Origin of the sequence: Sphingomonas gilva (assembly GCF_003515075.1) — a bacterium.
Classification (GTDB): Bacteria; Pseudomonadota; Alphaproteobacteria; order Sphingomonadales; family Sphingomonadaceae; genus Sphingomonas; species Sphingomonas gilva.
Genome location: NZ_QWLV01000007.1, coordinates 44904 through 65887 on the forward strand (window position 1 = coordinate 44904; position 20984 = coordinate 65887).

Here is a 20984-nt window from a genome sequence, read left to right on the forward strand (position 1 = left end):
TTGAGCGAATTGACCAGGGCCTGGCAAGGCCTGCGCGCGAACACGATGCTGGGGCAGCTGGTGCGCTATGCGATCACCGGCGGGTTCGTCACGGTGCTGGGCGCCGGGCTCTACGCCGTGCTGGTCGAGACCACGCCGATGCACGAGCAGATCGCGGTGTTCGCCGCCTATGTGCTGTGCGTCGCCATCGGCTATGTGCTGCACAGCCGGTGGAGCTTCAGGGGGCATGGCGCCCGCGGCAATGCGGCGGCGACGACATCGCGCTTCGTGGTGGTGAGCCTGGTGAGCTATGGCCTCAACGCCTTCTTCACCTGGGCGATGGTGCGCGGGATGGACCTGCCGCGCTGGTCTCCGGTGCTGCCGATCCTGTTCGTCACGCCGCTCGCGACCTTCGCGCTCAACCGGCACTGGGTGTTCCGGTGATGGGGCCGCTCCTTCTCGACACGTCGGCCTCATCGTCACCCCGGACTTGTTCCGGGGTCCATCGTGCCGCGAGAGCAACATTTGCGGCGCTTGCGGAGACATGGACCCCGGAACAAGTCCGGGGGGGTGACGAAGAAGGAAGAGGTGGGGCACGGAACGGCGTCTCTTTTCGGGGTGACGAAGGAAGGGGCCGGGCCTGATGGACCGCGTCGTCTACGATCGCATGGCCGAGCATGATTCGACGCACTGGTGGTATCGCGCGCGGCGCGACATCCTGGCCGACTATATCCGCCGCTATGCGGCGTTGCCCGAGGGCGCGCGCATCCTCGAGATCGGCTGCGGGACAGGGCACAACCTGCCGATGCTGGCGCGCTTCGGCGAGGTCGACGCGGTCGAGATCGATGCGGCGGCGCGCGAGATCGCGAGCGGGCGGCTGGGCAAGCCGCTCTCCGCCGCGCCGCTCCCCATGCTCGAAGGCGTGGAGCGCGGGCGCTACGACCTGATCGCGGTGCTCGACGTGGTCGAGCATGTGCTGGACGACGTCACCTCGCTGAAGGCGATGGCCGATTGCCTGGCGCCGGGCGGCAAGATCCTGATCACCGTGCCGGCGCATCCCTGGATGTGGTCGGCGCACGACGTGGTCAACCATCACCACCGCCGCTACACCAAGGCGACGCTGGAGAAGGCTATCCGCGATGCCGGGCTCAAGCCGGCGAAGCTGGGCTATTTCAACTCGCTGCTGTTCCCGCTCGCCGCGGCGGCGCGGTGGGTGGGCAACATGACCGGCAAGGACGACAGCGACGATTCGCCGCCGCCGGGGCCGGTCAACTGGCTGTTCGAGCGCGTCTTCGCGCTGGAGCGTCACCTGGTCGGGAGGGTGCCGATGCCGCCGGGGGTGTCGCTGATCGCGCTCGCTTCGCCCGCCGGCCCGGCGCGGTAGCCGAGCGTGGCGCGGCCCTGGACCGGGCCGGCGACATCGGCGACGAGGTAGAGCGGGCGGCGCTTGGCCTCGACGAACAGGCGGCCGAGATATTCGCCGATCAAGCCCAGCACGAACATCTGCACCGCGCCGATGAGGACGACGGCGAGCATGGTCGAGGTCCAGCCCGCGACCGCGCGGCCGGTGACGAAGCCGAAGCCGATATAGAGGAGGAGCAAGAGCGAGGCGACCGACAGCCACATGCCGACATGGCTGGCGAAGGTCAGCGGCTTGGTCGAGAAGCTGGTCACAGCATCGAGCGCGAAGCGGATCATCTTGGCGAGCGGATATTTGGTCTCGCCCGCATGCCGCTCCGCCCGGTCATAGACGAAGGGCACCTGGCGGAAGCCGATCCAGGCGACCATGCCGCGGATGAAGCGCGCCTGTTCGGGTAGCGAGAGAAGCGCATCGAGCGCGCGCCGGCTCATCAGCCGGAAATCGCCCGCGTCGAGCGGGATCGGCGTGTCGGTCACCCGGCTGAGCATGCGGTAGAAGACCGCGGCGGTCGCCTTCTTGAACAAGGTCTCGCCATCGCGCTTGCGGCGGACGGCATAGACCACGTCGGCGTCCTCGGCGGCCATGGTTGCGCGCATCTCCGCGAGCAGCTCGGGCGGGTCCTGCAGATCGGCGTCGATGATCAGGATCTGATCGCCCGCGCAGAGATCGAGCCCGGCGGTGAGCGCGAGCTGATGCCCGTGGTTGCGCGACAGGTTGATCGCGACGAGGTGCGGATCGGCCGCCGCGAGCCGCTGCATCGCCGCCCAGCTCGCGTCCTTCGACCCGTCATTGACGAGGACGATCTCGTGATCCTCACCCACCGCCGCCCGCGCCGCGGCGGACACGCGCGCGTGCAGCTGATCGAGGCACGCCTCTTCATTATAGCAGGGCACGACGATCGACAGGGCGGGGCGCTTCATGGGCTGCGGCTTTAGCGCGGCCGGGGAGCGCCGTCATCGGGGTTGTTGCTATGGATGGCTATATTAGCTAAGTTGCTTAGCTAAGGAGGCCGGTATGGCGACCGTGAGGGTGCATGAAGCCAAGACGCATCCTTCCAAGCTGATCGTTCGAGCATTGGCGGGAGAGAGCATCGTGATCGCCCGAGGAAGCGAGCCCAAGGTCAAGCTGGTGCCGCTTGAGGAGAAGACCAAGCCGCGCCGCGTGCCCGGCCGGCTGAAGGGAAAGATCGCGATCGATCAGCGCTTCTTCGAGCCCCTGCCCGAGGACGAGTTGCGCGCGTGGGAAGGTGAATGAGGCTGCTGCTCGACACCCACGCGTTGATCTGGTGGATGAACGACGATCGCCAACTATCCCGTCCCGCCTTCGCCGCGATAGCCGATCCCGACAATATCGTGCTGGTCAGCGCGATCTCCGCGCTGGAGCTCGCCATCAAGAACCGGCTTGGGAAGATTCCCGAAGCGCAATATCTTGCGCTCAACTTCGAGGACGAGGTCGAGGCGGCTGGGTTCGAGCAGCTGCCCGTGGTTTCGAGCCACGCCAGGCGCGGCGGAGCCCCGGCCATTCCGCATCGAGACCCCTTTGATCGAATCCTGATCGCGCAGGCGCAAAGCGAAGACGCGACACTGGTGTCGAACGAAGCGATTTTCGACCAGTTCGGCGTTCAACGTCTTTGGTAGCCTCAGCCGGACGTTAGACCCGTTCGGCCGAGCTGACGACTTCGGCCGCCCTTAGCGCGGCGAGGATGCGCATCAGGTGGGCGGCGTCGTGGACTTCGAGATCGACGATGTTGGTGTGAAAGCCGGTATCGCGGTTGTCGAGGCGGAGGTTGACGATGTTGGCCTTGTGCGCGCCGATGATCCCCGCGACGACGCCGAGCACGCCGGGTTCGTTGCGCACGACGATCGAGAGGCGGGCGACGCCGCCATCGGCCTTGTCGCCCCAACCGAGATCGACCCAATCGGCATCGCTGCCGTCGACCAGCGCGGAGCAATCGATCGCATGGACCTGGATATCGTGGCCGGGGCGGCGCACGCCGACGATGCGATCGCCCGGCACCGGATGGCAGCAGCTGGCCAGCGCGAAGGCGACGCCCGGCGTCAGCCCCTTGATCGATATCGCCGACTTCTGCTGGGGCGCGACATCGCCGCCGACGTCGCCGCCGGTCGAGCCGGGCATCAGCGCCTCCATCACCTGCGCGTCGGTGACGGTCTGCTGCGCGATCGCCTCCATCAGCGCGGCCTCGTCGGTGATCTTCAATCGCTTGAGCGCCTGATCGAGCGCCCGGGCGCCGAGCTGCGCGGGCAGGCGCGAGACGATCTCGTCGTAGAGCTTGCGGCCCAGCGCCTGGCGCTCGTCGCGTTCCTTGTGGCGGACGTAGCGGCGGATCGCCGCGCGCGCCTTCCCCGTGATGGCGAAGTTGAGCCAGGCGGGCTGCGGGGTCTGCGCCTTTGAGCGCAATATCTGCACCTGATCGCCATTCTCGATGACGGTGCGCAGCGGCACGACGCGGCCGTTGATCTTGGCGCCGACCGCCTGGTCGCCGAGATCGGTGTGGACGTCATAGGCGAAATCGACCGGGGTCGCGCCCTTGGGCAGCTGGATCAGCTCGCCCTTGGGCGTGAAGGCGAAGATCCGATCCTGGTACATCGCCATGCGGGTGTGCTCGAGCAGCTCTTCGGGGCTGTCGGCGGTCTCGAGGATCTCGACCAGATCGCGGATCCAGCCGACATGCGGATCGGCCGCCTTGCCCGCCTGCTTGTACGCCCAGTGCGCGGCGAGGCCGTATTCGGCCTGGGCGTGCATGTCCTCCGAACGGATCTGGATCTCGACGCGCATATTCTCGGCCTGGATCACCGCGGTGTGGAGCGAGCGGTAGCCGTTGCGCTTGGGGGTGGAGATGTAATCCTTGAACCGGCCGGGGACCATCGGCCAGCGCTGATGGATCGTGCCCAGCGCCTTGTAGCAGTCCTCGGTCGAGCGGACGATGACGCGGAAGGCCATGATGTCCGACAGCTGTTCGAAGCTGATGTGCCGTTCGGCCATCTTCTTCCAGATCGAATAGGGGTGCTTCTCGCGGCCCGACACCTCCGCCTCTATGCCGTTGCGCGACAGGAGCAGGCGGATGCCCGAACCGATCCTGGCGATGCGATCGCCGCCGCCCTCGGTCTTCAATGCATCGAGCCGGCGGGTGATCGAATCGTAGGCGGCGGGTTCGAGCTCGCGGAAGGCGAGCGTCTGCATCTCCTTCATGAACTCGTACATGCCGATCCGCTCGGCGAGCGGGGCGTAGATGTCCATCGTCTCGCGGGCGATGCGGCGGCGCTTCTCCTCCGATCCGATATGGTGGAGCGTGCGCATGTTGTGCAGCCGGTCGGCGAGCTTGACCAGGAGGACGCGGATATCGTCCGACATGGCGAGCAGGAACTTGCGCAGGTTCTCCGCGGCGCGCTCGCTTTCGGACTGCGCCTCGATCTTGGAGAGCTTGGTGACGCCGTCGACCATGCGCGCGACATTGTCGCCGAACATGCGCTGGATCTCGTCGGGCGTGGCGACGGTGTCCTCGATCGTGTCGTGAAGGATCGCCGTCGCGATCGTCTCCGCATCGAGGTGCAGGTCGGTGAGGATGCCGGCCACCTCGATCGGATGGCTGAAATAAGGATCGCCCGAGGCGCGGAGCTGGCTGCCATGCGCCTTCATCGAGAACACATAGGCGCGGTTGAGCAGGGCCTCGTCGGCCTGGGGATCGTAGTCGAGGACCCGATCGATCAGCTCATATTGTCTCAGCACCCGCCCAAGATGGGGGCGGGCGCCGATATATTGCAACGCAAAACTGGTAGAAGAAGAAGGATTGGTCCACACAGAGGTGCGGAGCGCGCGGAGAGTGTCGCGACTGGCATCGTTCACTGCCCCAAGGGCCTTGATAAGCTGCATCTAAGGGTCTCGCTTGCGCGAGACGGTGCGATGGGGACTGACGACCTTTCGCGGTCTCCGCGCCTCCGCGTGGACCATATTGGCCTGGATTTCAGCTCGCGCGTTCGTTGCAGCGGGCGAGCGCGGCCTCGTCGAACGGCCGGCCTTCGACATGGAAGGCGGTGAGCGTGCCGAGCCGCTGGGCGGCGAGCGCGCAGGCGGTGTTCTGGTTGCCGGTGGACTTCGGCCCGGCGCAGGCGCCGGCGTCGTCGCACTTCCACAGGCGATCGCGGACGATGAAGCTGGACTTCGCCGGCGCCTTGGCGGGCGTCGCGACATAGCCGCCCTGCGCGGCGCTGGCGGTGGACGCGCTGGCGAGCAGCAGCAGCGAGCAGGTGACGGCGAACGAGGCTGAAAGAATGCGGACCATGATGGCCTCCCTGGGGACTAGGTTGCGAATCGATACCTATCAGGATAGGTTTCAGGTTGCAACTAGAAACTCATATTTCATTCCCATGACGCAGGATTTGGATTAGGCTCGAGGATCACGATGGGAAAACTCCGCGAACCCTTACGCGAACTTGCCGAATGCGGCCTTCCGGCGGCGCTGGAGGCGATGGGCGAGCGCTGGTCTTTCCTGATCCTGCGCGCATCGTTCAACGGCCTGCATCATTTCGAGGAATTCCAGTCCGAGCTGGGCATCGCGCGCAACATCCTGGCGAGCCGGCTGGCCAAGCTGGTCGAGCACGGCATCCTCGGCCGCCATCCGATGCCCGAGGACCGGCGCAAGGTGGAGTATCGCCTGACCGACAAGGGCTTCGCGCTGCTCCCCGCGATGCTCGCGCTCCGGCAATGGGGCGAGCGGTGGGAGACGGGGATCCCGTCCTCCCCCGTGCTGGTCGACGACCGCGACCGCAAGCCGATCCGCCCGATCGAAGTGCTGGCGCATGACGGCCGGGTGCTGACCAAGAACGACCTGATGTGGGTGCTGCCGGAGGATGTCGCACGCGACGCCGAGGCGGCGGAGTAACAACGCGTCGCCCCTGCGACGGCAGGGGCCTCCGAGTTTGTGGCACATCCGAACTTGGCGCTTGCCGACTGAGGCCCCTGCCTTCGCAGGGGCGACGACATTAGACGCCGTCGAAGGCCGTGATGCGCGCCCTGACGCTCTCCGGGATCGGCAGCGGCCTTCCCGAATCGAGATGGACGTTGACGCTGGTGATGCGGATGCTGGTGTGCAGATCGCCGGTTTCGGCGTGCGCCAGCTCGATCAGCGTGACGAGGCTGGTGGTGCCGATCCGGTCGGTGCGGACGAAGGCCTCGATCATGTCGTCGTAGCGGAAGGGCTTCCGGTAGGTGACGTCGGCGTGGACGACGTGGAATTCGGCGTCGCGCCAGTCGTCGAGCGCGGCCATCTCCGCCGCGCGCCAATATTCGGTGATCGCGACATCGGCATATTCGAGATAGCGCGAGTTGAACACGACCTTCTGCCCGTCGATCTCGGCATAACGCACGCGGAAGCGGGTGGAGAAAGCGAAGCCGGGGCGGGTCATGGCGGAGCGGATGGCGAAACGCAGGTTATCTGGCAAGCCCAGGATATTGTACCTGACGGCGGTAACGCTCCCTCAAATTTCCCGCTAACCAATTGTCACGATGGCAATCCCGCCATCGTCGAAAGAAGGAAAGGACATGTCTTTTGCAGATGTTTGCGCCTTCTTGCTCGTGCTGATCGCCTTCGGCACCCTCATCGTGGGGGTGATTGAGGCAAGGCGCGACAAGTAGCGTAACCGGGCGGAGGCCGGGCTGGCACCCGGCCTCCAAACGATTTGAGCCCCCGTCGCTGGCACGACGGAGGCTCATCGAAAAAAGGCGAATGCCTTTCGCAGAGCTGATTATATAGCTCAGTCAGCCCGAAATTGCAATCTCATCACGCCGCCTGGGCCGGGGTGTTGACGCCCTTCGACTGGAGATATTTACGGATGTTGCGCGCCGCCTGGCGCAGGCGCTGCTCGTTCTCGACCATGGCGATGCGGACATAGCCTTCGCCGTCCTCGCCGTAGCCGACGCCGGGGGCGACAGCGACCTTGGCTTCGGTGAGGAGCTGTTTCGAGAATTCGAGGCTGCCCATGTCCTTCAGCGCGGGGGGCAGCGGGGCCCAGGCGAACATCGACGCCTTGGGCGGGGGGATGTCCCAGCCGGCGCGGCCGAACGCCTCGACCATCACGTCGCGGCGCTTGTGGTAGAGCAGGCGGTTCTTCTCGACGATGTCCTGCGGGCCGTTGAGCGCCGCGCATGCGGCCGCCTGGATGGGCGTGAAGGCGCCGTAATCGAGATAGGACTTCACCCGCGTCATCGCCGCGATCAGCTTGCGGTTGCCGACCGCGAAGCCCATCCGCCAGCCGGCCATCGAATAGGTCTTCGACAGCGAGGTGAATTCGACCGCGACGTCCTTGGCGCCCTTCACCTCCAGGATCGAACGCGTCGGATTGCCGTCATAATAGAGTTCCGAATAGGCGAGGTCGGAGAGGATCCAGACCTGGTTCTCCTTCGCCCAGGCGACGAGCCGTTCGTAGAAGGCGAGATCGACGGTCTCGGCGGTGGGGTTCGACGGATAATTGACCACCAGCACGCTGGGGCGCGGGACGGTGAAGGCCATCGCGCGGTCCAATGAGCGGAAATAATGCTCGTCGGGCGTGGTCGGCACGCTGCGGATCGTCGCTCCCGCGATGATGAAGCCGAAGGTGTGGATCGGATAGCTGGGGTTGGGCGCGAGCACGACGTCGCCCGGCGCGGTGATCGCGGTGGCGAGGCTGGCGAGGCCCTCCTTCGACCCCATCGTCACCACCACTTCGGTCTCGGGATCAACATCCACGTTGAAGCGGCGGCCGTAATAATTGGCCTGGGCGCGCCTGAGGCCGGGAATGCCCTTGGACTGCGAATAGCCGTGCGCGTCCGGCTTGCGCGCGACCTCGCACAGCTTGTCGATGACGTGATCGGGCGGCGGCAGATCGGGATTGCCCATGCCGAGATCGATGATGTCCTCCCCGCCCGCGCGCGCCGCCGCCCGCATCGCGTTCACCTCGGCGATGACATAGGGGGGCAGGCGCTTGATGCGGTAGAATTCCTCGGACACGGGACCATCCTTGCTGATAGCTGCGCGTTCCTAATCCGCCCTTCGCGTCTGCAGCGCAACCGGCTAATGTCGCGGGCGAACAGCGAGAGGATTGTCATGCCCGATTCCGCCGACACCACGACGCTGCCGCCGATGCCGAGCCTCGAGGATCTGCAGCACTGGACCTGGGTGGTCGGCCGGGCGCAGCAGATGATGATGGAATTCGGGCTGGAGGCGATGAAGAAGGCGCCCGCCGGCGGCGCGCCGGCCTTTCCCGGCTTCGATCCGCAGGCGATGATCAGGGCGCAGGCCGATTTCTGGACCGACGGGATGAAGCTGTGGCAGGGTTTTCTCGATCCCGCCGCCGCGCCGCCGGAGGAATCGCCCGAACATGCGCGCGACAAGCGCTTCAAGGCGCCGCAATGGCGCGACAACCCCGCCTATGACCTGATCCGCCGCACCTATCTCCTGATCTCCGACCATCTGCTGAAGGGCGTCGACCAGATCGAGGGGCTCGATCCCCGGCAGAAGGAGCAGCTCAAATTCGCCACGCGCGGCTTCGTCGACGCGATGAGCCCGTCCAACTTCCCCCTCACCAACCCGCAGGTGATGGAGAAGATGATCGAGACACGCGGCGAGAGCCTGCTCAAGGGCCTGCAGAACATGCTCAATGATCTGGGCAAGGGGCAGCTGACGCATACCGACCCCCATGCCTTCGAGGTGGGGCGCAACATCGCGGTCACGCCGGGCAAGGTGGTGCATGAGACGCCGCTCTATCAGCTGATCCAGTATGACCCGACGACCGAGGAGGTGCTGGAGACGCCGCTCGTCATCTTCCCGCCGTGGATCAACCGCTTCTACATCCTCGATCTCAACCCCGAGAAGAGCTTCATCCGCTGGGCGGTCGAGCAGGGGCTGACCGTCTTTGTCGTCTCGTGGAAATCGGCCGACGCCACGATGAAGGACGTGGTGTGGGACGATTATGTCGGCGCCCAGGTCGACGCGATCGATACCGTGCGCGACGCGCTGGGCGTCGATGGCGTGCACGCGATCGGCTATTGCGTGGCGGGCACGACGCTCGCCGCGACGCTGGCGGTGCTCGCCGCGCGCAAGCAGGCGGAGAAGGTCCGGAGCGCGACCTTCTTCACCGCGCAGGTCGATTTCAGCCAGGCGGGCGATCTCAAGGTCTTCGTCGACGACAACCAGATGCAGCTGATCGAGGCGATGTCGGGCGAGGGCTTCCTCGACGGGCGCTACATGGCCGCGACCTTCAACCTGCTCAGGGGCCGCGACCTGATCTGGAACTATGTCGCGCAGAATTATCTGATGGGCGAGGATTACCCGCCCTTCGACCTGCTTCACTGGAATGGCGACACCACCAACCTGCCGGCCAAGTGGCACAAGGGCTATCTGACCGACCTCTACCGCGACAACATGCTGGTTACGCCGGGGGCGATGGCGATCGGGGGGACGCCGATCGACCTCTCCGTGGTCAAGACGCCGACCTATGTCCAGGCGGGGCGCGAGGACCATATCGCGCCGGCCGAGAGCGTGTGGAAGATCACCGACCATTTCACCGGGCCGCTGAAGTTCGTCCTGGCGGGATCGGGGCACATCGCCGGCGTGGTCAATCCGCCATCGGCGATGAAATACCAATATTGGACCAACGACAGGAAGACGGGCAGCCTGGCCGAGTTCATCGCCGGCGCGACCGAGACCAAGGGCAGCTGGTGGCCCGACTGGCTGGCCTGGCTCGAAAAGCTGGACGGCAGAAAGGTCAAGGCCAAAGGCGCGCGCGTGCCGGGCAAGGGCAAGCTGAAGGCGATAGAGGACGCCCCGGGGCGGTACGTTCGCCAGCGGTGAATGATATTCCCCTCCCTTCAAGGGAGGGGATCAGCGCTGCTTTGCGGGGCAAAGAGTCTTTTGGGCGCGCGGACGCGCGCACCCACCCCCAGCCCCTCCCTTGCAAGGGAGGGGAGTCTTGGGACGCCGACCTTCCCGGGACATTTTTGTTGCGGCGCACAAATTTTACTTGAAGTCGCATCGCGTCTCCTCTATGTTGCAGTGCAACAGAGAATTGGGAGACGTTTCACATGGCGACCAAGCCCGCGGTCGAACTCGCGAAGACGACGGAAGTGGCCTCGGCCGCACCCGCCGCCGCGCCGGTGAAGGCCGAAGCTGCGAAGCCCGCGACGCCGGCTCCCGCCCCCAAGCCCGCGACGCCTGCAAAGGCACCCGCGGTCGCGGCCAAAGCCGAGGCCAAGCCCGCCCTCAAGCCTGCCAAGGCGAAGCGCGCGCCCAAGGCCCCAGTGAACAAAATCAACGTGAAGAAGACCGTCGTCAACAAAGCCAAGCCCGTCGCCAAGGCGCCGGCGCTCGCCACCAAAATCGCCAGCGCGCCCGCCGCGCCGGCCAAGAAGGAAGCCAAAGTGATGCAGGACACGATCAAGAAGACCACCGCCGAGACCACCGAGCGCGCCAAGGCGATGTTCGGCGATTTCAACGCGCGCACCCAGGACGCGGTCGCCAAGGGCGCCAAGGCGTTCGACGAGCTGAACGCGTTCGTCAAGGGCAATCTCGAGGCGTTCGTCGAATCCTCGAAGATCGCCGCCAAGGGCGCCGAGGACATCGCCAAATATTCGGCCGAATATGGCCGCAAGGCGATCGCCGAGACGACCGAGAACGCGAAGAAGTTCGCCGCCGTCAAGTCGCCGACCGAATTCTTCCAGCTGCAGAGCGAGCTGGTGAAGGCGTCGATCGATTCGCTGGTGACCGAGAGCTCGAAGTTCACCGAGAACTATCTGAAGCTGATGGGCGAGGTCGCCCAGCCGATCTCCAACCGCGTCGCGGTTGCGGTCGAGAAGGCGAAGATCGCCGCCTGATCGCAGGTGTAGCGTAAGCGTAAGGGCGGGCGGCCTTCCCGGTGCGGGACGGCCGCCCGCTTTCTTTTTTGCGCGAGGCCAGCCTTGCCCTCAGCGCCTGCCATGCCTTATTTTGCGTGCGTGATGTCCGAGACTTTCCCGATCCATGCGATGGCCCAGAAGGATGAAGGCGATGCCGGCACCGGCCTGGGCGTCGCCACGCGCACGCGCACCCGGACCAAGCAGCCGACGCCCTACAAGGTGCTGATGCTCAACGACGATTATACGCCGATGGAGTTCGTCGTCGCGGTGCTGCAGCAGTTTTTCCGCATGTCGATCGAGGATGCGACACGGGTGATGCTCCATGTTCACCAGCGCGGCGTGGGGGTATGCGGCGTGTTCAGCTATGAGGTGGCGGAGACCAAGGTCACCCAGGTGATGGATTACGCGCGGGCGAACCAGCACCCGCTGCAATGCACGCTGGAGAAGGCGTAGGCGGCCTGATCCTCCTCGCTCGCGGGGAGGGGGACCATGCGGAGCATGGTGGAGGGGGCCCTCCACCAGCACCACACTCGCGGTGAGCCCCCTCCACCACGCCGCTGCGCGTCGCGGTCCCCCTCCCCGTGCCGGGGAGGATTTATCTCGCCCCGGGCAGCCAGCTCAGGTCGAGATTCTCGTAGCGGTCGACATAGTTCGCCGCGCGGGTCAGCGCCTTTTCGTCGGCGATGCGGACCTTGCCGCCTTCGCGTGAGATCAGCTTGTCGTCCTCCAGCTGGCGCAGCATGCGGTTGACGTGGACCGCGGTCAGGCCGGTCGCGTCGCCGATCTCCTCCTGGGTCAGGCCCAGCACGAACTCGCCCCGAATCGTCTTGTCCATCACGCGGAAGCGATTGCGCATCTCAAGCAGCAGCGCGGCGACGCGCGCCTTGGCGCTGGTCCGGCCCAGGGCGGCCAGCCGATCTGTCAGCGCGACGCGTTCGATCTGGGCATAGACCAGGATCATCGCGCCCAGCCGCGGATGGGTTTCCATGAGGGTCGATAGCGCCGCCTTATCGAACGGGCAGACGACCGAATCGGCCAGCGCGACGATGGTCTCCGGGCCTTCATGGTAAACCAGCCCGCCCGCGCCGACCATGTCGCCGGGAAACAGGAAGCGCAGGATCTGCCGGCTGCCGTCGTCGAGCAGCACATAGCTCATCATCAGGCCCTTGCGCAGGATGAAGATCTCGCTCGCGGGATCGTTCTCCCGCACCAGCACGCCGCCGCGCTTCACCGCGCGCTCGCGTTCCTCGAGCCGGTGCAACGCTTTCTGTTCGACCTCGGTCAGATCGAGATGGTCACCAATACGCTCCGCGAAACAACTGCCGGACATGAACCCCCCCGATACGCGGGCACATGGGTGCGCATGATCGTTGCGCGGCGCATTAACATCGATCAACCGCGCCGACGGGGATCGCTTGCGTGGTCCCGGCGACACGATAGAAGCGCGGCCATGGATCGTATTCTCATTCGCGGCGGCAAACGCCTGGAGGGCCGCCTGCCGATATCGGGGGCGAAGAACGCCGCGCTGACGCTGCTGCCCTGCGCGCTCCTGACCGAGGACGCGCTGACCCTCGCCAACCTGCCGCGGCTGGCCGATGTCGACAGCTTCGGCCATCTGCTCAACCAGCTGGGCGTCTCGACGATGGTCGAAGGGTCGCGGCCGGAGGATTTCGGGCGGGTGATGCAGTTGCGCGCCGGCTCGCTGACCTCGACGGTCGCGCCCTATGACATCGTCCGCAAGATGCGCGCGTCGATCCTGGTGCTGGGGCCGCTGGTCGCGCGCGCCGGCGAGGCCACGGTCTCGCTCCCGGGCGGCTGCGCGATCGGCAACCGGCCGATCGACCTGCATCTGAAGGCGCTGGAGGCGATGGGCGCGGAGATCGAGCTGACCGCGGGCTATGTCAAGGCGACCGCGCCGGGCGGGCGGCTGCCGGGCGGGCGCTTCGTGTTTCCCGTCGTCTCGGTCGGCGCGACCGAGAATGCGCTGATGGCGGCGGCGCTCGCGCGCGGCACGACGGTGCTGGAGAATGCCGCGCGCGAGCCCGAGATCGTCGATCTGTGCCACTGCCTGGTGGCGATGGGCGCGGTGATCGACGGGATCGGCACCGAGACGCTGACGATCGAGGGGCGCGAGCGGCTGCACGGCGCGACCTACCGGGTGATGCCCGACCGGATCGAGGCGGGGAGCTACGCCTGCGCCGCGGCGATCACCGGCGGGTCGCTGGAGCTGGCGGGCGCGCGCGCCGACGAGATGCGCGCGACGCTCGCCGCGCTCAGGGAGGCCGGGGTGCGGATCGAGGAGCGCAAGGACGGCGTGCTGGTGGAGGCGGGCGACCGGCTGGGGCCGCTGACGCTCAGCACCGCCCCCTATCCTGGTTTCGCCACCGACATGCAGGCGCAGTTCATGGCGATGCTGACCAAGGCCGACGGCGCCAGCGTGCTGACCGAGACGATCTTCGAGAACCGCTATATGCACGTGCCCGAGCTGGCGCGGATGGGCGCGGACATCCAGGTGCGCGGAAGGTCCGCGGTGGTGCGCGGCGTCGACCGGCTGATCGGCGCGCCGGTGATGGCGACCGACCTGCGCGCGTCGATGAGCCTGGTGCTGGCGGGCCTCGCCGCCGAGGGTGAGACGGTGGTGCAGCGCGTCTATCACCTCGATCGCGGCTATGAGCGGCTGGAGGAGAAGCTATCCGCGGTCGGCGCCGATATCGAGCGCGCCAGCGACGGCTGAACCGACCGGGGCGGTCATTCGTTGATGACGCTCGAAGGAGAGTGTCATGGACAACGCCCGGGCGCGCGACGCGCGCGACAATGACGACAGTGCGATCATCGACGAAGCCGAGCGCGGCCCTTCCGCGCAGGGGAGCGCAGGCGGGCGGCTGCAGCGCGACGTGGGAACGCAGGACGAGGCGGCGCGCGCCGTCGATCCCGATGCGGGGCTGACCCGCGTCGAGAAGGCCGACAAGGAGCAGCGCCCGGCGCCGACGCGGAGCGACCATCAGGGCGCGCAGGAGACCCGTCATGACGGATAACGGCGACCGGCGGATGCACGAGGGGCGCAAGCCCGGACTGGACGAGGAGCGCGAGCATGAACGGCACGAGGAGCCGGTCGACGGCCTCGCGGGGCGCGAACGCGGTGTCGCGGCCGAGGGCGGCGAGGTGAGCGACATGCGCGACCGCGAGCAGCCGAGCGCGCTGGGCGGCGATGTCGCCACCCGATCGGGCACGGCGGAGACGCCCGAGGACGAGCGCGCGGACGCCGGCGACCCGGCCTGATAGGGCTGGCGCCGGCCGGCGTTTTGCGCCAAGGGGCCGCGGATGAGCGATACACCCCCCGACCGCCTGTCGATCTATCCCGACAGCCCCCATTTCGACGAAGCCGCGATGGAGCGCGGCGTCGGCGTCCGCTTCAAGGGCAACGAGCGCAAGGACGTCGAGGAATATTCGATCTCCGAAGGCTGGATCCGCGTCGCGCTGGGCAAGAAGGTCGATCGTCACGGTCGGCCGCTGACGATCAAGCTCTCCGGCCCGGTCGAGGCCTGGTATCAGTCGGGCGGCGAGAGCGAGGGCGACGCCGAGAGCTGAGCCGGGCCCCGCTTGGCGGTTCGCGCGTTGTCGGGCCATGCCGTTCCCCACGCCGCCGATCGAGCCGATGGAGGCGAAGCTCGTCGCCGCCCTGCCTGGCGAGGGCGATTGGCAGTTCGAGCCCAAATGGGACGGCTTCCGCTGCCTGGGGTTCGTCCGCGGCGGGGCGGTGTCGCTGCAGTCCAAGTCGGGCAAGCCGCTCGAGCGCTACTTCCCGGAGGTCGTGCGCGCGCTTGCGGGCCTCCCCGATGCGGTGCTCGACGGCGAGCTGCTGATCCCGGTCGGCGCGCAGCTGTCCTTCGCCGCGCTGCAGATGCGGCTGCATCCGGCCGAGAGCCGCATCCGTCGCCTCGCCGAGGAGACGCCCGCGCGGCTGATGCTGTTCGACCTGCTATGGGCGGACAGGCGCGCCCTGGCGGACCGCCCGCTCGCCGAACGCCGCGAAGCGCTGGAGGCGTTCCATGCGCGCCACCGTTCGAAGGATCTGCGCCTGTCGCCCTGCACGCTCGATCCGGCGGTCGCCGGACATTGGCTGGAGGCGAGCGGCCGGGCGCTCGACGGCGTGATCGCCAAGCGGCGCGATGAGCCTTATCGCCCAGGTGAGCGCGCGATACTCAAGGTCAAGCGGCTGCGCACCGCCGACTGCGTGGTCGGCGGCTTCCGCTATGCGAGCGGCGCGAAGGAGGTCGGATCGCTGCTGCTCGGCCTCCACGACGAAGAGGGGCTGCTGCATCATGTCGGCTTCACCTCGGCGATCGCCCGCGACGAGCGCGCGGCGCTGACCAGGCGGCTGGAGGCGCTGGTCGAGCCGCCGGGTTTCACCGGCGACGCGCCGGGCGGGCCGAGCCGCTGGGCGACCGAAAGGTCGGCCGAATGGCGGCCGCTCAGGCCCGCGCTCGTCGCCGAGGTCCGCTATGACCAGGTGACCGGGCGGCGCTTCCGCCACGGCACCGCGTTCCTGCGCTGGCGTCCCGACAAGGCTCCGCGTCAATGCCGCTTCGACCAGCTGGAGGAGGAAGCGCGGCCTGAGGTGGTCGCGGCGGCGATCGGCAAGGGCTGATCGTTGGAGCGCCTTGCCAGCGATCTACGTTCCCTCTACGTTCCGCGCATGGCCAAACCCCAGAAGCGTTACGTCTGCCAGTCCTGCGGATCGGTGTCGCACCGCTGGCAGGGGCAATGCGGCGATTGCGGCGAGTGGAACACGCTGGTCGAGGAGGCCGGCGGCGTGGTCACGCCCTTCCAGGCCAAGCACAACCTGCAATCGGGCGGGCGGGCGGTGGCATTGGTCGGGCTGGACGCGGAATTGTCGCTGCCCGATCGAATGGCGACCGGCATCGCCGAGCTCGACCGCGCGCTGGGCGGCGGCTTCGTCGTCGGATCGGCGACGCTGATCGGCGGCGATCCGGGGATCGGCAAGTCCACGCTGCTGTTGCAGGCGGCGGCTCGGCTGGCGAGCGCGGGGCGGCCGGTAGCCTATGTCTCGGGCGAGGAGGCGGCCGATCAGGTGCGGTTGCGCGCGCGGCGGCTGGGGCTGGGCGCATCGCCCGTGCGATTGGCGGCGGCGACCTCGGTGCGCGACATCCTGACCACCCTGGGAGACGGTCAGCCGCCCGCGATGGTGGTGATCGATTCGATCCAGACGATGCATTCGGATTTGATAGAGGGCGCGCCGGGGACGGTCAGCCAGGTGCGCGCCTCGGCCGGCGAGCTGATCCGCTTCGCCAAGGAGCGCGGCACCGCGGTGGTGCTGGTCGGCCATGTCACCAAGGACGGCAGCCTCGCCGGCCCGCGCGTGCTGGAGCATATGGTCGACACCGTGCTCGCCTTCGAGGGCGAGCGCAGCCACCAGTACCGCATCCTCCGCGCGATCAAGAACCGCTTCGGCGGCACCGACGAGATCGGCGTGTTCGCGATGGACGATTCCGGGCTGAGCGAGATCGCCAACCCGTCCGCGCTGTTCCTGACCAGCCGCGAGGAGGGCGTGTCGGGCGCGACGGTGTTCCCCGCGCTCGAAGGCACGCGACCGGTGCTGGTCGAGGTGCAGGCGCTGACCGTGCGGCTGGCGTCGGGCGCGACGCCCAGGCGCGCGGTGGTCGGCTGGGATTCGGGGCGGCTGGCGATGATCCTGGCGGTGCTCGAGGCGCGGTGCGGGCTGACCTTCTCCTCCGCCGAGGTCTATCTGGCGATGGCGGGCGGCTACCGCGTGCAGGACCCGGCGGCCGATCTGGCGGTGGCTGCGGCGCTGGTTTCCGCGCTGTCGGAGCGGCCGGTGGCCGCTGACACCGTGGCGTTCGGCGAGATCGCGCTTTCGGGGGAGATACGGCCCGTGGCGCACGCCGCGCTGCGCATGAAGGAAGCCGCCAAGCTCGGCTTCGCCCGCGCGCTGACGCCGGCCAACGGCGTTGGCGAGGGGAACGGCATATCGGTGCAATCCTTCCGCACGCTCGGCGCCTTTGTCGATCATCTGCTCGGACGCTGACCATGTATGACTTCAGGCCCGTCACCATCGCCGACCTGTCGTTGCTCAACGACTGGATCGCGCGCCCACATGTCGCGCGCTGGTGGGGTGAGGAGATGTTCGACGAGGCGTATCTTGCGGACGCGCAGTCCGACCTCTGGATAGTAAGCCTTGAGGGGCGGCCGTTCGCCTTTGCGCAAGACTATGCCGTGCATGGCTTCGGTCCGCATCATTTCGACTATCTCGCGCTCGGCGCGCGGGGGATCGACCAGTTCATCGCCGAGGCCGACTTGCTGGAGCAAGGCCATGGCTCCGCGTTCGTGCGGGCGCAGGTCGAGCGGCTGTTCGCGGGCGGCGCGCCGGTGGTGGGAACCGATCCGCATCCGGACAATGCGCGCGCGATCCGCGCCTATCAGAAAGCGGGTTTCGTGCGCGCCGGCGATCCGCGCGAAACCGCATGGGGCCTGGCGCAACTGATGGAATGCCGGCCATCGCCATAACCGTCGCCATGCCGCGTTGACCAGTACAGCCTCGCCACCTACGTCCGCCTGATGGGCCTGACCTCACTGGACATCGTCGTATTGCTGCTGGTCGGCGGCGCCGCCGTGCTCGGCGTGATGCGCGGGTTCGTGCATGAGGTGCTGTCGCTCGGCGTGTGGGTGCTGGTCGTGATCGGGCTGAAGGCGGCGCACACGCCGCTGACCGCCAGCCTCGCCGATGCGGTGGGATCGACCGGAGGCGCTGCGGTGCTGGCCTTCGCGCTGATCTTCGGGCTGCTCTATTTCGGCGGCAAGCTGATCGCCCGGCGGGTCGGCAAGGGCGTCAGGACGTCGATGGTCGGCCCGGTCGATCGCGCGCTGGGGCTGGGCTTCGGCGCATTGAAGGGGCTGATCTTCGCCAGCCTCTTGTTCCTGCTGCTGGTGCTCGTCACCGACACCTTCGGCGGCGGCCCGCGCGAACGGCCCGAATGGGTGACGACCGCACGGACATATCCGCTGCTCAACGCCACCAGCGGATCGATCGCCGATTTCGTCGAGCGGCGCAGGAAGGGCGAATCGATCTTCGCCGACGATTCGGCTGCCAATGCGAGCGACGCGAAATGAGCGCGCCGCTCTACAACAGCGCGTTGCTGAGGCTCGCCGCGACGATCCCGCATGCCGCCCGGCTGGCCGATCCGCATGCGAGCGTCGAGAAGCGATCGCCGGTATGCGGCAGCCGGGTGACGGTGGATGTGAAGCTGGACGATGCGGGCCGGGTGGCGGAGCTCGGCCAGCTGGTCCGCGCCTGCGCGCTGGGCCAGGCCTCCGCCTCGCTGATGGGCGCATCGGCGATCGGGCGCGACGCCGGCGAACTCGCCGCCGCGCGCGACGCGCTGGCCGGGTGGCTCGCAGGCGCGCGCGGCGATCCGGGCGACTGGCCGGGGCTCGACGTGCTCGCGCCGGCGCGCGATTATCCCGCGCGCCATGCTTCGATCCGGCTGGCGTTCGAGGCGGTGGCCGAGGCCGCGGAAAAGGCGAGGGGCTGATGCACGGCGAAGGGGGGACGGCGTCGCTGCTGCACGACGGGGTGATCCTGTTCGGCTTCGCGTTGGCCTTCGTCCTGATCTTCAGGAAGCTCGGGCTGGGCGCGACGCTGGGCTTTCTCGTCGCCGGCGCGCTGGTCGGGCCGCAGGCGCTGGGGCTGGTCGGCGAGGCCGAGCGGACGATGGGGATCGCCGAGTTCGGCATCACCCTGCTGCTGTTCCTGGTCGGCCTGGAGCTGAGCCCGGCGCGGCTGTGGCGGATGCGGCACGACATTTTCGGCTTCGGGCTGCTGCAGGTGATGCTGTGCGGGCTGGCGGTATCGGCGGTGATCTACGCCTTCACCGATTTCTCCGCCGCCGCGTCGCTCGCCCTGGGCCTGCCGCTCGGCCTGTCGTCGACCGCGCAGGTGCTGCCGATGCTGCAATCGGCGGGGCGGATGCGCACACCGCTGGGCGAGCGCGCCTTTTCGACATTGCTGTTCCAGGACCTGTCGATCGTCCCGCTGATCACCATCGTCGCCGCCATGTCGCGCAATCCGGCCGATGCGGCGGGACCGCCGGGCTGGCTGCTGTTCCTCTACACCGTCGCCGCGGTGGCGGGGCTGGTGCTTGCGGGGCGCTTCGTGCTGCGGCCCTTCCTCCGCCTGATCGGCAATCTCGGCGAGCGCGAGATGTTCGTCTTCGCCGCTTTGTTCACCGTGCTCGCCAGCGCGGCGGTGATGGAGCTGCTGGGCCTTTCGACCGCACTCGGCGCGTTCATCGCGGGCGTGATGCTCGCCGACAGCCCGTACCGGCACGAGCTGGAGGCCGATGTCGAGCCGTTCCGGTCGATCCTGCTCGGCCTGTTCTTCCTGGCCGTCGGCATGATGCTCAACCTCCACGCGATCGCCGAGCGGCCGCTGTTCGTCGCGGCGATGGCGGCGGCGCTGATCGTGACCAAGGCGGTGGTGATCGGCGGCCTCGCGCTCGCCTTCAGGATGAAGTGGCGGCAGGCGCTCGCGCTCGGCCTGCTGCTGAGCCAGGGCGGCGAATTCGGCTTCGTGCTGTTCGCCGCGGCGCAAGGCGCGCTGCTGATCGACCCGGAGGCGGCGAGCCTGTTCGGCGCGATCGTCACCCTCTCCATGGCGACGACGCCGTTCCTGATGATGGCGACCGCGCGCATCCGCGCCGAGCCGGTGATCGCGGGCGAGCGCGAAGGGCCGGTCGCCGACGGCTCCAACGCGCTGATCGTCGGCTATGGCCGCTTCGGCCAGACGGTCGGCCAGATGCTGCTGGCGCAAGGCGTCGAGGTGACGCTGATCGACACCGATATCGAGATGATCGACGTGGCGGGCGAGTTCGGCGCCAAGGTCTATTATGGCGACGGCACGCGGCTGGACATGCTGCGCCAGGCTGGCGCGGCGGATGCGGAGCTGATCCTGTTCTGCATCGACGGCGACCAGATCGAGCCAGAGCTGATCGAGGGCGTTCATGCGGCTTTTCCCGACGCCGCGATCTTCGTGCGCGCCTTCGACCGCCGTTCGCTGCTGAAGCTCAAGAAATCGCCGGTCGCGGGCGTGGTGCGGGAGGTGATGGAATCGGCGGTGGCGATGGCGCGGCAGGCGCTGGCGGAGATCGGCGTGGACGAGGAGGAGATCGCCCGCACCGAGGACCTGTACCGCGCCAACGACAAGAAGCGCCTCGTCGCCCAGCATGAGGCGGGGGATGTGCGCGCGGCGCGCGACATCATCATCATCCGGCCCGAGCGCGAGGCGCGCCCCGGCGCGGCGGCCGCTCCGGCAACCGACACGGATTGCGGATGAACGCGCTGCTGATCGCCGCCGCCCTGTCGGGCGCGCTCGCCGTCGCGGCGGGGGCGTTCGGCGCGCACGGGGCGGAGGGCAAGGCGGCCGAATGGCTGCGCACCGGCGGGCTGTATCAGCTGATCCACGCGGTCGCGGCGCTGGCCGCGCTCCGGCTGGAGGCGAAGGGGCCGGGCTGGCTGTTCGTGGCGGGGAGCGCGATCTTCGCCTGCTCGCTCTACGCGATGGCGCTGGGCGCGCCGCGCTGGCTGGGCGCGGTGACGCCGGTTGGCGGCGCGTTGATGATCGGCGGGTGGTTGTGGCTGGCGTGGGTCGGGATGCGGGGGTAGG

Annotated in this window: 26 protein-coding genes; 20 read left to right on the forward strand and 6 right to left on the reverse strand. The window is 67.8% G+C overall.

Annotation, left to right across the window (positions count from 1 at the left end; all coding sequences use genetic code 11):
- Both D1610_RS13485 and D1610_RS13490 read left to right on the forward strand, forming a co-directional pair.
- Nucleotides 1-423, forward strand: a complete 423-nt coding sequence (locus D1610_RS13485) for a GtrA family protein (RefSeq protein ID WP_245942241.1) — start codon at nt 1-3, stop codon at nt 421-423.
- A gap of 199 nt (nt 424-622) precedes the next feature.
- Nucleotides 623-1363 carry a class I SAM-dependent methyltransferase gene (locus D1610_RS13490; protein ID WP_118864716.1) on the forward strand — a complete coding sequence of 247 codons (741 nt, stop codon included), beginning with the start codon at nt 623-625 and terminating at the stop codon, nt 1361-1363.
- Here the strand turns inward: D1610_RS13490 and D1610_RS13495 are convergent.
- Nucleotides 1285-2319, reverse strand: a complete 1035-nt coding sequence (locus tag D1610_RS13495; RefSeq protein WP_118864717.1) for a glycosyltransferase family 2 protein — start codon at nt 2317-2319, stop codon at nt 1285-1287. The two genes, D1610_RS13490 and D1610_RS13495, sit on opposite strands and share 79 nt — an antisense overlap.
- 94 nt (nt 2320-2413) lie before the next feature.
- Between D1610_RS13495 and D1610_RS13500 the strand changes: the two genes are divergently transcribed.
- Both D1610_RS13500 and D1610_RS13505 read left to right on the forward strand, forming a co-directional pair.
- A complete protein-coding gene (locus D1610_RS13500; RefSeq protein WP_118864718.1) occupies nt 2414-2653 on the forward strand; it encodes a type II toxin-antitoxin system Phd/YefM family antitoxin in 240 nt (79 codons plus the stop codon).
- Complete coding sequence (locus D1610_RS13505; protein ID WP_118864719.1) at nt 2650-3036, forward strand: type II toxin-antitoxin system VapC family toxin; 387 nt, start codon at nt 2650-2652, stop codon at nt 3034-3036. The genes D1610_RS13500 and D1610_RS13505 overlap by 4 nt, the downstream gene beginning before the upstream one ends.
- A 13-nt stretch (nt 3037-3049) precedes the next feature.
- Here D1610_RS13505 and D1610_RS13510 read toward each other — a convergent pair whose 3' ends face one another.
- Both D1610_RS13510 and D1610_RS13515 read right to left on the reverse strand, forming a co-directional pair.
- Entirely contained in the window at nt 3050-5146 is a 2097-nt protein-coding gene (locus tag D1610_RS13510) for a RelA/SpoT family protein (protein WP_118864862.1), read from the reverse strand.
- A gap of 235 nt (nt 5147-5381) precedes the next feature.
- Nucleotides 5382-5699 (reverse strand): CC_3452 family protein, encoded by a 318-nt coding sequence (locus D1610_RS13515; RefSeq protein ID WP_118864720.1) that lies wholly within the window; start codon nt 5697-5699, stop codon nt 5382-5384.
- A gap of 120 nt (nt 5700-5819) precedes the next feature.
- Between D1610_RS13515 and D1610_RS13520 the strand changes: the two genes are divergently transcribed.
- On the forward strand, nt 5820-6299 hold the full coding sequence (locus D1610_RS13520) for a winged helix-turn-helix transcriptional regulator (RefSeq protein WP_118864721.1): 480 nt from the start codon (nt 5820-5822) through the stop codon (nt 6297-6299).
- Nucleotides 6300-6399: 100 nt separating this feature from the next.
- Here D1610_RS13520 and D1610_RS13525 read toward each other — a convergent pair whose 3' ends face one another.
- Nucleotides 6400-6822 (reverse strand): acyl-CoA thioesterase, encoded by a 423-nt coding sequence (locus D1610_RS13525; protein WP_118864722.1) that lies wholly within the window; start codon nt 6820-6822, stop codon nt 6400-6402.
- Between the two features lie 100 nt (nt 6823-6922).
- Between D1610_RS13525 and D1610_RS17545 the strand changes: the two genes are divergently transcribed.
- Nucleotides 6923-7051, forward strand: a complete 129-nt coding sequence (locus D1610_RS17545; RefSeq protein ID WP_281268982.1) for a hypothetical protein — start codon at nt 6923-6925, stop codon at nt 7049-7051.
- Nucleotides 7052-7196: 145 nt separating this feature from the next.
- On the opposite strand, the gene D1610_RS13530 is transcribed toward D1610_RS17545, so the two are convergent.
- Entirely contained in the window at nt 7197-8402 is a 1206-nt protein-coding gene (locus D1610_RS13530) for an LL-diaminopimelate aminotransferase (protein ID WP_118864723.1), read from the reverse strand.
- Between the two features lie 96 nt (nt 8403-8498).
- Here D1610_RS13530 and D1610_RS13535 point away from each other — a divergent pair, with 96 nt between their 5' ends.
- The 3 genes from D1610_RS13535 (at nt 8499) to clpS (ending at nt 11737) form a co-directional block, all read left to right on the forward strand.
- On the forward strand, nt 8499-10244 hold the full coding sequence (locus D1610_RS13535) for a PHA/PHB synthase family protein (protein WP_118864863.1): 1746 nt from the start codon (nt 8499-8501) through the stop codon (nt 10242-10244).
- Nucleotides 10245-10474: 230 nt separating this feature from the next.
- Nucleotides 10475-11263 carry a phasin family protein gene (locus D1610_RS17440; RefSeq protein WP_245942243.1) on the forward strand — a complete coding sequence of 263 codons (789 nt, stop codon included), beginning with the start codon at nt 10475-10477 and terminating at the stop codon, nt 11261-11263.
- A gap of 150 nt (nt 11264-11413) precedes the next feature.
- Entirely contained in the window at nt 11414-11737 is a 324-nt protein-coding gene (gene clpS, locus D1610_RS13550) for an ATP-dependent Clp protease adapter ClpS (protein ID WP_245942266.1), read from the forward strand.
- Nucleotides 11738-11879: 142 nt separating this feature from the next.
- Here clpS and D1610_RS13555 read toward each other — a convergent pair whose 3' ends face one another.
- A complete protein-coding gene (locus tag D1610_RS13555) occupies nt 11880-12614 on the reverse strand; it encodes a Crp/Fnr family transcriptional regulator (protein WP_118864725.1) in 735 nt (244 codons plus the stop codon).
- 120 nt (nt 12615-12734) lie between these two features.
- Here D1610_RS13555 and murA point away from each other — a divergent pair, with 120 nt between their 5' ends.
- Genes murA through D1610_RS13610 form a run of 11 tightly spaced genes read left to right on the forward strand, consistent with a single transcriptional unit; the run spans nt 12735 to nt 20983 of the window.
- The gene (gene murA, locus D1610_RS13560) at nt 12735-14018 is read left to right on the forward strand and encodes a UDP-N-acetylglucosamine 1-carboxyvinyltransferase (RefSeq protein WP_118864726.1); all 1284 of its coding nucleotides are present in this window, start codon (nt 12735-12737) and stop codon (nt 14016-14018) included.
- A gap of 46 nt (nt 14019-14064) precedes the next feature.
- The gene (locus D1610_RS13565; RefSeq protein WP_118864727.1) at nt 14065-14319 is read left to right on the forward strand and encodes a hypothetical protein; all 255 of its coding nucleotides are present in this window, start codon (nt 14065-14067) and stop codon (nt 14317-14319) included.
- On the forward strand, nt 14309-14563 hold the full coding sequence (locus D1610_RS13570; protein ID WP_118864728.1) for a hypothetical protein: 255 nt from the start codon (nt 14309-14311) through the stop codon (nt 14561-14563). The genes D1610_RS13565 and D1610_RS13570 overlap by 11 nt, the downstream gene beginning before the upstream one ends.
- A 42-nt stretch (nt 14564-14605) precedes the next feature.
- Entirely contained in the window at nt 14606-14872 is a 267-nt protein-coding gene (locus tag D1610_RS13575) for a DUF3297 family protein (RefSeq protein WP_118864729.1), read from the forward strand.
- 37 nt (nt 14873-14909) lie between these two features.
- Nucleotides 14910-15932 carry an ATP-dependent DNA ligase gene (locus tag D1610_RS13580; RefSeq protein ID WP_118864730.1) on the forward strand — a complete coding sequence of 341 codons (1023 nt, stop codon included), beginning with the start codon at nt 14910-14912 and terminating at the stop codon, nt 15930-15932.
- A 48-nt stretch (nt 15933-15980) separates the two neighbouring features.
- Nucleotides 15981-17351 (forward strand): DNA repair protein RadA, encoded by a 1371-nt coding sequence (gene radA, locus D1610_RS13585; RefSeq protein ID WP_118864731.1) that lies wholly within the window; start codon nt 15981-15983, stop codon nt 17349-17351.
- 2 nt (nt 17352-17353) lie between these two features.
- Nucleotides 17354-17830 carry a GNAT family N-acetyltransferase gene (locus D1610_RS13590; RefSeq protein ID WP_118864732.1) on the forward strand — a complete coding sequence of 159 codons (477 nt, stop codon included), beginning with the start codon at nt 17354-17356 and terminating at the stop codon, nt 17828-17830.
- Nucleotides 17831-17881: 51 nt separating this feature from the next.
- Nucleotides 17882-18433: a CvpA family protein gene (locus D1610_RS13595; RefSeq protein ID WP_118864733.1), complete on the forward strand. Its 552-nt coding sequence runs from the start codon at nt 17882-17884 to the stop codon at nt 18431-18433.
- Entirely contained in the window at nt 18430-18855 is a 426-nt protein-coding gene (locus D1610_RS13600) for an iron-sulfur cluster assembly scaffold protein (protein WP_118864734.1), read from the forward strand. Before D1610_RS13595 ends, D1610_RS13600 begins: the two co-directional genes overlap by 4 nt.
- Nucleotides 18855-20654, forward strand: coding sequence for a cation:proton antiporter domain-containing protein (locus tag D1610_RS13605; RefSeq protein ID WP_118864735.1), 1800 nt, complete (start codon nt 18855-18857; stop codon nt 20652-20654). The genes D1610_RS13600 and D1610_RS13605 overlap by 1 nt, the downstream gene beginning before the upstream one ends.
- The gene (locus D1610_RS13610) at nt 20651-20983 is read left to right on the forward strand and encodes a DUF423 domain-containing protein (RefSeq protein WP_118864736.1); all 333 of its coding nucleotides are present in this window, start codon (nt 20651-20653) and stop codon (nt 20981-20983) included. The genes D1610_RS13605 and D1610_RS13610 overlap by 4 nt, the downstream gene beginning before the upstream one ends.
- Nucleotide 20984 lies beyond the last annotated feature (1 nt).

Excerpts from the sequence above, each read along its gene's own strand:
- radA (WP_118864731.1), top strand. The coding sequence starts at position 15,981 with ATGGCCAAACCCCAGAAGCGTTACGTCTGCCAGTCCTGCGGATCGGTG.
- D1610_RS13565 (WP_118864727.1), top strand. The coding sequence starts at position 14,065 with ATGGACAACGCCCGGGCGCGCGACGCGCGCGACAATGACGACAGTGCG.
- D1610_RS13490 (WP_118864716.1), top strand. The coding sequence starts at position 623 with ATGGACCGCGTCGTCTACGATCGCATGGCCGAGCATGATTCGACGCAC.
- D1610_RS13580 (WP_118864730.1), top strand. The coding sequence starts at position 14,910 with ATGCCGTTCCCCACGCCGCCGATCGAGCCGATGGAGGCGAAGCTCGTC.
- D1610_RS13525 (WP_118864722.1), bottom strand. The coding sequence starts at position 6,822 with ATGACCCGCCCCGGCTTCGCTTTCTCCACCCGCTTCCGCGTGCGTTAT.
- D1610_RS17545 (WP_281268982.1), top strand. The coding sequence starts at position 6,923 with ATGGCAATCCCGCCATCGTCGAAAGAAGGAAAGGACATGTCTTTTGCA.
- D1610_RS13590 (WP_118864732.1), top strand. The coding sequence starts at position 17,354 with ATGTATGACTTCAGGCCCGTCACCATCGCCGACCTGTCGTTGCTCAAC.
- D1610_RS13535 (WP_118864863.1), top strand. The coding sequence starts at position 8,499 with ATGCCCGATTCCGCCGACACCACGACGCTGCCGCCGATGCCGAGCCTC.
- D1610_RS13600 (WP_118864734.1), top strand. The coding sequence starts at position 18,430 with ATGAGCGCGCCGCTCTACAACAGCGCGTTGCTGAGGCTCGCCGCGACG.
- D1610_RS17440 (WP_245942243.1), top strand. The coding sequence starts at position 10,475 with ATGGCGACCAAGCCCGCGGTCGAACTCGCGAAGACGACGGAAGTGGCC.
- D1610_RS13575 (WP_118864729.1), top strand. The coding sequence starts at position 14,606 with ATGAGCGATACACCCCCCGACCGCCTGTCGATCTATCCCGACAGCCCC.
- D1610_RS13570 (WP_118864728.1), top strand. The coding sequence starts at position 14,309 with ATGACGGATAACGGCGACCGGCGGATGCACGAGGGGCGCAAGCCCGGA.
- D1610_RS13555 (WP_118864725.1), bottom strand. The coding sequence starts at position 12,614 with ATGTCCGGCAGTTGTTTCGCGGAGCGTATTGGTGACCATCTCGATCTG.
- D1610_RS13515 (WP_118864720.1), bottom strand. The coding sequence starts at position 5,699 with ATGGTCCGCATTCTTTCAGCCTCGTTCGCCGTCACCTGCTCGCTGCTG.
- D1610_RS13520 (WP_118864721.1), top strand. The coding sequence starts at position 5,820 with ATGGGAAAACTCCGCGAACCCTTACGCGAACTTGCCGAATGCGGCCTT.
- clpS (WP_245942266.1), top strand. The coding sequence starts at position 11,414 with ATGGCCCAGAAGGATGAAGGCGATGCCGGCACCGGCCTGGGCGTCGCC.
- D1610_RS13505 (WP_118864719.1), top strand. The coding sequence starts at position 2,650 with ATGAGGCTGCTGCTCGACACCCACGCGTTGATCTGGTGGATGAACGAC.
- D1610_RS13605 (WP_118864735.1), top strand. The coding sequence starts at position 18,855 with ATGCACGGCGAAGGGGGGACGGCGTCGCTGCTGCACGACGGGGTGATC.
- D1610_RS13595 (WP_118864733.1), top strand. The coding sequence starts at position 17,882 with ATGGGCCTGACCTCACTGGACATCGTCGTATTGCTGCTGGTCGGCGGC.
- D1610_RS13495 (WP_118864717.1), bottom strand. The coding sequence starts at position 2,319 with ATGAAGCGCCCCGCCCTGTCGATCGTCGTGCCCTGCTATAATGAAGAG.
- D1610_RS13610 (WP_118864736.1), top strand. The coding sequence starts at position 20,651 with ATGAACGCGCTGCTGATCGCCGCCGCCCTGTCGGGCGCGCTCGCCGTC.
- D1610_RS13500 (WP_118864718.1), top strand. The coding sequence starts at position 2,414 with ATGGCGACCGTGAGGGTGCATGAAGCCAAGACGCATCCTTCCAAGCTG.
- murA (WP_118864726.1), top strand. The coding sequence starts at position 12,735 with ATGGATCGTATTCTCATTCGCGGCGGCAAACGCCTGGAGGGCCGCCTG.